Source organism: Streptomyces sp. LS1784, from assembly GCF_020103755.1.
In the GTDB taxonomy this organism is placed as follows: domain Bacteria; phylum Actinomycetota; class Actinomycetes; order Streptomycetales; family Streptomycetaceae; genus Kitasatospora.
Genome location: NZ_JAHSQD010000394.1, coordinates 1 through 7,722, shown reverse-complemented (window position 1 = coordinate 7,722; position 7,722 = coordinate 1). Strand labels below are relative to the sequence as shown.

The window sequence follows — 7,722 nt, the reverse complement described above, 5'->3', positions numbered from 1 at the left end:
GTCGGCGGCGGCGCCGTCCAGCAGGGCGCCGCCGGTCGGCACGCCGCCGGTCAGGGTTCCGTCCGCCGGGGGTCCGTCCACCAGTCCGGCGTCCACGGAGGGACCGCCGCCCGACGGCAGCCCACCGGGCGCCCCGCCGTTGGACAGCCCGCCGTCGGACACCCCGCCGTTCGATCCCCCGTCGCGGGAGACGGTCACGCCGCTCGGCCCGCCCGCGTCCCCGAACTCCTCGCCGTATCCGGGCATCCCGGCGAACCCGGCCTCCTCCGGGTACCCGTCGTCGACACCCGGCCCGACCGGTGCGGCGGCGTCGGCCGCACCCGGGCGCCCGCCCGTCGGCAGACCGTCCGCGAGTTCGTCCGCGAGCGCGTCCTCGGCCGCGATGGCCGCCAGCCGTGCCGCGGTGTCCATGAACGCCGGGTCCGCCCGGTGCACCGCCCGGTAGAGCGGCAGCGCCGCGGTGCTGCGCCCGGCCCCCTCGTACGCCCGGGCCAGCCAGTACCGCAGCTCCTTGCGCTGCGGCTGCTCGGAGCGGCAGCGGGCCAGGGAGGCGGCCAGCGGCGCCTGCGCCTGGGCGCACATGTCGAGGCGCACCCGCGCCATCCCGGCGAACAGCCCGGCCTCGATGCCGAGCAGCGGGTCGTCCAGCAGGCGGTCGGTGTCCCGGATCAGCTGCTCCCAGTCCTTGAGCAGGTAGGACCGGCAGGCGTAGAGGAAGCGGGCGGACGGGTCCTCGCTGGGTGCCGGGCACTGCTCCAACGCCCGGTCCAGCTCGGCCAGGTGGCGGCCGTCCAGCCAGTGCGAGGCGTGCGCCAGCGCGAGGTCGCGGGCGTCCTCCAGCACCGGCTGCACCCACCAGCCGAGCCAGTACCAGGAGCTGAGCGGCCGTCGGTGCAGCCGCCGCTGCTCGCCGAACCGTTTCTGGTGGCGGTACATGGCCAGCAGTGCGGCCGAGGTGTCGCTGCGCAGTGCGTGCAGCCCGAGCCAGGCGTCGGCCATGCCCGGGTCCAGCCGGACGGCGGCCCGGAACTCCTCCTCGGCCCGGGTGTACGCGCCGGCCGTGTAGGCGTCCATGGCGCGCAGCCAGGCGCGGTCGGCGAGCCGGTCGGGCCCGCCCGCCGTGCTGTCGGAACTGTCCACCGTCGTCACTCACGCCCCCCGCGGTGCGGCCCGGGGCTCGGCCGGCGGGTCGCCTGCGCCTGGCCCGGCCGGTGGTCGTCGACCCCCTTCGGCGCATATGCGCCTGCCAGGAATCGTACCGGCGCGGGGCTGATCCGGAAGGGTGCCGCACAGGGTCAAATGCGATCGCGCGAGCGGCCGTTGAGCGCCCGGGTGACGAAGCGGGCGGCGGGGGAGCGAGTTTCGGAAGGGGACCGGACGGCGTCCCCGGCTCACGGGGGAACAAGCCGGGGGCGCCGGGTCCGAGGCGACCGGAAGCTTTCGTTCCGGCGGCTGAGGAGAACCTAGATCCTGGCGATGTCGCAGGTCAAGGCGGTGGTTGAAGGTTCACCCACGGTGCTCGCGGCGATCCGTCCGGTCACCCCGTCGACCCGCGTCGCGGCGTACGGGCGGCTCGGGTCGGCGGCGAAATGCGCCGATTCGGCCCGGGCCCAGCCCGCCCAGAACTCGGCCAGTTCCGGACCGTCCCGCTCCTCCCCGCGCCGCCGGGCGGAGGCGGCGTCCAACTCCATCCAGACCACCCGGGCCAGCCAGGGCCGCACCGCCCGCCGGCCCGCGCCCACCCCCTCCACCAGCACCACCGGCGCGGCCGGCACCGCCGCCGTGCCCGCGAAGCGGCGCAGCGTCCAGTCGTACACCCGGTACTCGGAGTCCCGCCCGGCCGCGAGCGGCTCCAGCACCTGCTCGCGCAGCCGTCCGGTCCACCCGAAGGGCTCGCGGTGGGTGGCCAGGTCGTCGAGGTGGACCACCGGGGCCCCGCCGAGCGCCGCCGCCAGCCGTCCGGCGAAGGTGGTCTTGCCGGAGCCCGCGTGCCCGTCCACCGCGACCAGCCGCACCGGCCCGCAGGAGGGCGGCAGCGCGCGGAGCTCCGCCGCGAGCGCGGTCAACCGGTCGTCCGGAGCGGGCCCGAGGCGGGGCGGGAGAGGTTCGGATACAGCCACAACGTCAACCCTACGGTGCCGTAGCCCGCCACTGCGGACAGTTCATCTGTGCAGGTCGTGACGGCAGCGCGGGTTTCGGGCATACTCGCCTTCGCCACGACTGTGAACGGCCGTTCACCGCAACCCGGTGCCGGTCGGTCCGACTGCCCCACCCACGCCGGACCAGCCGACACCCCGGTCCGGCGCCCGATCGAGGAGGCGACCGCCGCCATGACCCCCTCCCCTGTGAAAGCCGTGGAGCGCCAGCTGCCCAGCGAGGAGGCCCGCGAGCTGCTGAGCCTCACCCGGGAGCTGGTCCAGCGCGAGCTCCGGCCGCGCGCGGCGGAGGACGAGGCCGCCGGCCGCTTCCCGCGGGAGGCCTTCCGCACCCTCGGCGAGGCCGGCCTGCTCTCCCTCCCGTACGACGAGAAGTACGGCGGCGGCGAACAGCCCTACGAGGTGTACCTCCAGGTGCTGGAGGAGCTCGCGGCCGGCTGGCTGGCCGTCGGCCTCGGCGTCAGCGTGCACACCCTGTCCTGCCACGCGCTCGCCACCTTCGGCACCGACGAACAGCGCGACACCTGGCTACCCGCCATGCTCTCCGGCGAGCAGCTCGGCGCCTACTGCCTCTCCGAGCCGCAGTCCGGCTCCGACGCGGCCGCGCTGCGCACCCGCGCCGACCTCGACGGCGAGGCGTACGTGGTGAACGGCACCAAGGCCTGGATCACCCACGGCGGTCAGGCCGACTTCTACAGCGCCCTGGTGCGCACCGGCGTCGACGGCCCCAAGGGCATCAGCTGCCTGCTGGTCCCCGGCACCCAGCAGGGCCTGTCCGCGGCCCCGCCGGAGCACAAGATGGGCATGCGCTCCTCGCCGACCGCACAGCTGCACTTCGACGGCGCCCGGGTGCCCCGCGAGCGGCTGATCGGCGAGGAGGGGCAGGGCTTCCAGATCGCGCTCGCCGCGCTGGACTCCGGCCGCCTCGGCATCGCCGCGTGCGCGATAGGCGTCGCCCAGGCCGCGCTCGACCTCGCGGTCGACTACGCCCGCACCCGGCGCCAGTTCGGCCGCCCGATCGCCGAGTTCCAGGGCCTGTCCTTCATGCTCGCCGACATGGCCACCCAGATCGAGGCCGGCCGCTCGCTCTACCTGTCCGCCGCTAGGCTGCGGGACGCCGGCCGGCCGTTCTCCAAGGAGGCGGCGATGGCCAAGCTGTTCTGCACCGACGCGGCGATGCGGGTGACCACGGACGCCGTCCAGGTGCTCGGCGGCTACGGCTACACCCAGGACTTCCCGGCCGAGCGCTACATGCGCGAGGCCAAGGTGCTGCAGATCGTCGAGGGCACCAACCAGATCCAGCGCCTGGTGATCGGCCGCCACCTCACGAAGGCCTGACGCCCGGGGCCCGCCCGGTGGGGCCTGTCGGACCCGGCAGTGATCCTCCGGGCAGGCCGCGGCCCCCCACACACGGCCTCCGGCCGTCACTCCAGGGTGCGGAGTGACGGCCGGAGGCGTTCCTGTCGCGGCGTCAGCTCGCCTTGGCGGTACGGGCCGTCAGCGCCGGACGACGGCGGCGCTGCTCCGGGATGGCGGCCCGCAGCGCCGAGACGTTCGGGACGGCGGGCGCCACCGGAGCGGCCTGGACGACCGAGGCGAGCCGCACCGGGCGGTGCGCGACGGCGTGCGAGAACGGCTGGGTGCGCCAGTCCAGTCCGCTCGGGAGCTTGAACAGCGCGGCGAGCCCGGCCGGTTCGGCGTCCTCCGGGGCCTCGACCTCGGCCAGGTCGTCCGTCGGCACGCCCGAACCCGGGCAGATCGCGGGGGCGAAGGGGTTCCAGGCCGTCGGCAGCAGTGCGTGCTGTGGCAGCCGCTCCTCGTCCGCCACCAGGGCGATCGGGCGGCGGCACTCGGGGCAGTTGACCCGGAAGATGTCCCAGGACTCGGCCTCGCCGGGGTCGGTGCCCGGCATGTGGTCGACCGCGAGGTCCTCGCGGTCGGTCATATCGTCGGTCTCGTCGGCGCCCAGCACGCGCTGGTCAGTAGCAGGCATGAGGATCCCCCTAGGATCGGGCCCGGCGTGGTCGTCCAGGGCCACAACCAGCACTTCCCTGTGATCCGGATTCATAACCCTGCGGTCACGCGCACCGTGATGCACCGGGTGTGTCCTTGGCCACACCGGATGCCACATTCACCCGGCATGTGCCCGCCTGACACCTGCAATCCCTCCCCGTGCCACCGCGTGCGCCCCCCGTGCTCCCGACCGGGTAGGTTTGCGCACTGTGGAGGATCTCGACCAACGCATCGTCCAGCTGCTCCTCGAAGACGGCCGGATGAGCTACACGGACCTGGGCAAGGCCACCGGCCTGTCCACCTCGGCGGTGCACCAGCGGGTGCGCCGCCTCGAACAGCGCGGGGTGATCCGCGGCTACACCGCGATCATCGACCCCGACGCCGTCGACCTGGCGCTGACCGCGTTCATCTCGGTCAAGCCCTTCGACCCGAGCGCCCCCGACGACACCCCCGAGCGTCTGGCCGGCCTGCCCGAGATCGAGGCCTGCCACAGCGTCGCCGGCGACGAGAACTACATCCTCAAGGTCCGCGTCGGCGCCCCCGGCGACCTGGAGGACCTGCTCGCCCGCATCCGCAGCGCCGCCGGCGTCTCCACCCGCACCACCGTCGTCCTGTCCACCCCGTACGAGGCGCGACCCCCGAAGCTCTGAACCGCGGGCCGGTCTCCGCGGAGGAACCGGTGACGTGCAGACTTGGCGGCATGACCGAAAGCACCCTCCCTCCTTGCCCGCCCTCGGGCAGGAGGGGCCCACGAACCGTCCTGCTGCGCGGCGGCGCCGTCTACAGCCCCGCCGACCCCTTCGCCACCGCGATGCTCGTGGAAGGCGGGCACGTCGCCTGGGTCGGCAGTGACGGTGCCGCCGAGGCGTACGCCGCGACCGCCGACGAGATCGTCGAGCTGGACGGCGCCCTGGTCACCCCCGCCTTCGTGGACGCCCACGTGCACGCCACCGCCACCGGCCTGGCGCTCACCGGCCTCGACCTCACCGGCAGCCCCTCGCTGGCCGCCACCCTGGCCGCCGTCACCGCCTTCGTCGACGCGCAGCCCGAGCCCGGCGGGGTGCTGATCGGCCACGGCTGGGACGAGACCGGCTGGCCCGAGGGCCGTCCGCCCACGCTCGCCGAACTCGACGCCGCCGCCCACGGTGCCGCGCTCTACCTCTCCCGCACCGACGTGCACTCCGCGCTCGCCACCACCGCGCTGCGCAGCCTCACCGAGGGCCTGGCCGAGGCACCCGGCTTCGACCCCGGGGGCCCGCTCACCAAGGACGCCCACCACGCCGTCCGGCAGACCGCGCTGGCCCGTCTCACCCCCGAGCAGCGCCGCAGCGCCCAGCGGGCCACCCTGGCCCGCGCCGCCGAGCTCGGCATCGGCGCCCTGCACGAGTGCGCCGGCCCGGAGATCTCCTCGGAGGCCGACCTGGCCGCCCTGCTGGCCCTGGCCGCCGAAGGGGAGGGGCCAGAAGTCTTCGGCTACTGGGGCGAGTTGGGTGGTGTCGAGACCGCCCGCAGGCTCGGTGCGGTGGGCGCCGGCGGCGACCTCTTCGTGGACGGCGCGCTCGGCTCGCACACCGCCTGCCTGCACGCCCCGTACACCGACGCCGAGCACACCGGCACCGCCTACCTGACCGCCGAGCAGGTCGCCGACCACGTCGCCGCCTGCACCGAGGCCGGGATCCAGGCCGGGTTCCACGCCATCGGCGACGCGGCCGTCGCCGCGGTCGTCGAGGGCGTCCGGGCGGCCGGCGCCCGGATCGGCGCCGACCGGGTCAAGGCCCTGCGCCACCGCGTCGAGCACGCCGAGGCCCTGGACGACAGGACCATCGCCGCCTTCGCCGAACTCGGCCTGACCGCCTCCGTCCAGCCCGCCTTCGACGCCGCCTGGGGCGGCCCCGAGGGCATGTACGTCCAGCGCCTGGGCGCCGGGCGGGCGGCCGCCCTCAACCCCTTCGCCGCACTGCTGCGGGCCGGTGTCCCGCTGGCCTTCGGCTCGGACGCCCCGGTCACCCCGCTCGACCCCTGGGGCACCGTGCGTGCGGCGGCCTTCCACCAGACCCCGGACCACCGGATCTCGGTGCGGGCCGCCTTCACCGCCCACACCCGCGGCGGCTGGCGCGCCGTCGGCCGGGACCAGGACGGCGTGCTGGTCCCCGGCGCGGTCGCCAGCTACGCGATCTGGGCGGCCGGCGAGCTGGTCGTCCAGGCCCCCGACTCCCGGGTGGCCGGCTGGTCCACCGACCCGCGCTCCGGCACCCCCGGCCTGCCCGACCTCACCCCGGGCCACCCGCTGCCGACCTGCCTGCGCACCGTGGTCCGCGGCCGCACGGTGTTCCAGCGGTAAACCGCGTGGAACGGCGGGCCACCGCGTCCTAGGTTGATCACCATGACCGAACTGGTACCCGCCGACTTCACCGTCCCGCGCGAGCTGCTCGCCCCGGAGTTCCGCCTGGAACCCCTGGGCGAGCAGCACAACGCCTCCGACCACGCCGCCTGGACGAGCAGCGTGGCCCACATCCGCGCCACCCCCGGCTGGGCCGGCCGCGGCTGGCCGCCCGCCGACGGGATGCCCCCGGAGCAGAACCTCGCCGACCTGCGCCGGCACGCCGCCGACTTCGAGGCCCGCACCGGCTTCACCTATACCGTCCTGGAGCCGGACCGCGACGAGGTGATCGGCTGCGTGTACATCTACCCGGACCGCGAGGACCCGTCCGTGATCTCGGTCAGCTCCTGGGTCCGGGCCGACCGCGCCCACCTCGACGCCCCGCTGTACCACGCCGTCTCCGGCTGGCTCACCGGGCACTGGCCGCTGCGGGAGTTCCGCTACGCCCCGCGCTGACCCGGCCACCACCCTCGCCTCACGTCCTCCCGACGTTCCGGGGTACCTTCTTCGCACAGCGTCCGAACAGCAAGCCCCAGGAAGATGGTGCGCCGGTGGCCATTCCCGTCACCCAGGAACGGTCCGAGGCCGTACCCGAGCCACAGGAGCCGGCGCCCGGACCGAGCCGCGGAGCCCGCGCGCTCGCCAAGGTCCGTGCCGGGCTTCCGCGCACCGGCCTCGCCGCCCTGGCCGGCCTGCTGCTGGCCCTCGCCTTCCCGCCGTACGACCTGTGGCCGCTGTCGCTGCTCGGCGTCGCCGCGCTCTCGCTGCTCACCCTGGGCCGCACCTTCCGTCAGGGCCTGTGGACCGGCTTCGCCTTCGGCCTGCCGTTCTTCCTGATGCTGCTCAGCTGGCTGCGGGTGGTCGGCTGGGACGCCACGATCGGCCTGTCCGTCGTGGAGGCGCTGTTCCTGGCCCTGCTCGGCGGCGGCCTGGCCGTCACCTCCCGGCTGCCGGCCTGGCCGCTCTGGGCGGCCTGCCTGTGGATCACCCAGGAGTGGGCCCGCGACCGGCTGCCGCTCGGGGGATTCCCCTGGGGCCGGCTCGCCTTCGCCAACACCGCCACCCCGTACACCCCGCTGGCCGCGCTCGGCGGCGCGCCGCTGGTGACCTTCGCGGTCGCCCTGTCCGGCGCGCTGCTGGCCTGGGCCGCGCTGCGGCTGCGCGGGCCGGGCA

The 7,722-nt window shown here is 75.2% G+C and carries 6 protein-coding genes and 2 pseudogenes; 5 read left to right on the top strand and 3 right to left on the bottom strand.

Annotation, left to right across the window (positions count from 1 at the left end; all coding sequences use genetic code 11):
* Together KS423_RS32280 and KS423_RS32275 are read right to left on the bottom strand one after the other, a co-directional pair.
* Positions 1-1,074, bottom strand: a pseudogene (locus KS423_RS32280) (CbxX/CfqX); the annotation flags it as partial.
* A 389-nt stretch (positions 1,075-1,463) separates the two neighbouring features.
* Positions 1,464-2,120 carry a uridine kinase gene (locus KS423_RS32275; protein ID WP_374120066.1) on the bottom strand — a complete coding sequence of 219 codons (657 nt, stop codon included), beginning with the start codon at positions 2,118-2,120 and terminating at the stop codon, positions 1,464-1,466.
* 210 nt (positions 2,121-2,330) lie between these two features.
* Here KS423_RS32275 and KS423_RS32270 point away from each other — a divergent pair, with 210 nt between their 5' ends.
* Positions 2,331-3,494, top strand: coding sequence for an acyl-CoA dehydrogenase family protein (locus KS423_RS32270; RefSeq protein WP_224283305.1), 1,164 nt, complete (start codon positions 2,331-2,333; stop codon positions 3,492-3,494).
* A gap of 133 nt (positions 3,495-3,627) precedes the next feature.
* On the opposite strand, the gene KS423_RS32265 is transcribed toward KS423_RS32270, so the two are convergent.
* Entirely contained in the window at positions 3,628-4,149 is a 522-nt protein-coding gene (locus KS423_RS32265) for a hypothetical protein (protein ID WP_224283304.1), read from the bottom strand.
* 229 nt (positions 4,150-4,378) lie between these two features.
* Here KS423_RS32265 and KS423_RS32260 point away from each other — a divergent pair, with 229 nt between their 5' ends.
* From KS423_RS32260 to KS423_RS32245, 4 genes and pseudogenes are all read left to right on the top strand, one after another.
* Positions 4,379-4,819, top strand: a complete 441-nt coding sequence (locus KS423_RS32260; RefSeq protein WP_045694655.1) for an Lrp/AsnC family transcriptional regulator — start codon at positions 4,379-4,381, stop codon at positions 4,817-4,819.
* Positions 4,820-4,869: 50 nt separating this feature from the next.
* Positions 4,870-6,510, top strand: a complete 1,641-nt coding sequence (locus KS423_RS32255) for an amidohydrolase (protein WP_224283303.1) — start codon at positions 4,870-4,872, stop codon at positions 6,508-6,510.
* A gap of 42 nt (positions 6,511-6,552) precedes the next feature.
* Positions 6,553-7,005, top strand: coding sequence for an N-acetyltransferase (locus KS423_RS32250; RefSeq protein WP_224283302.1), 453 nt, complete (start codon positions 6,553-6,555; stop codon positions 7,003-7,005).
* A gap of 95 nt (positions 7,006-7,100) precedes the next feature.
* Positions 7,101-7,722 (top strand): annotated as a pseudogene (locus KS423_RS32245) (apolipoprotein N-acyltransferase); the annotation flags it as partial.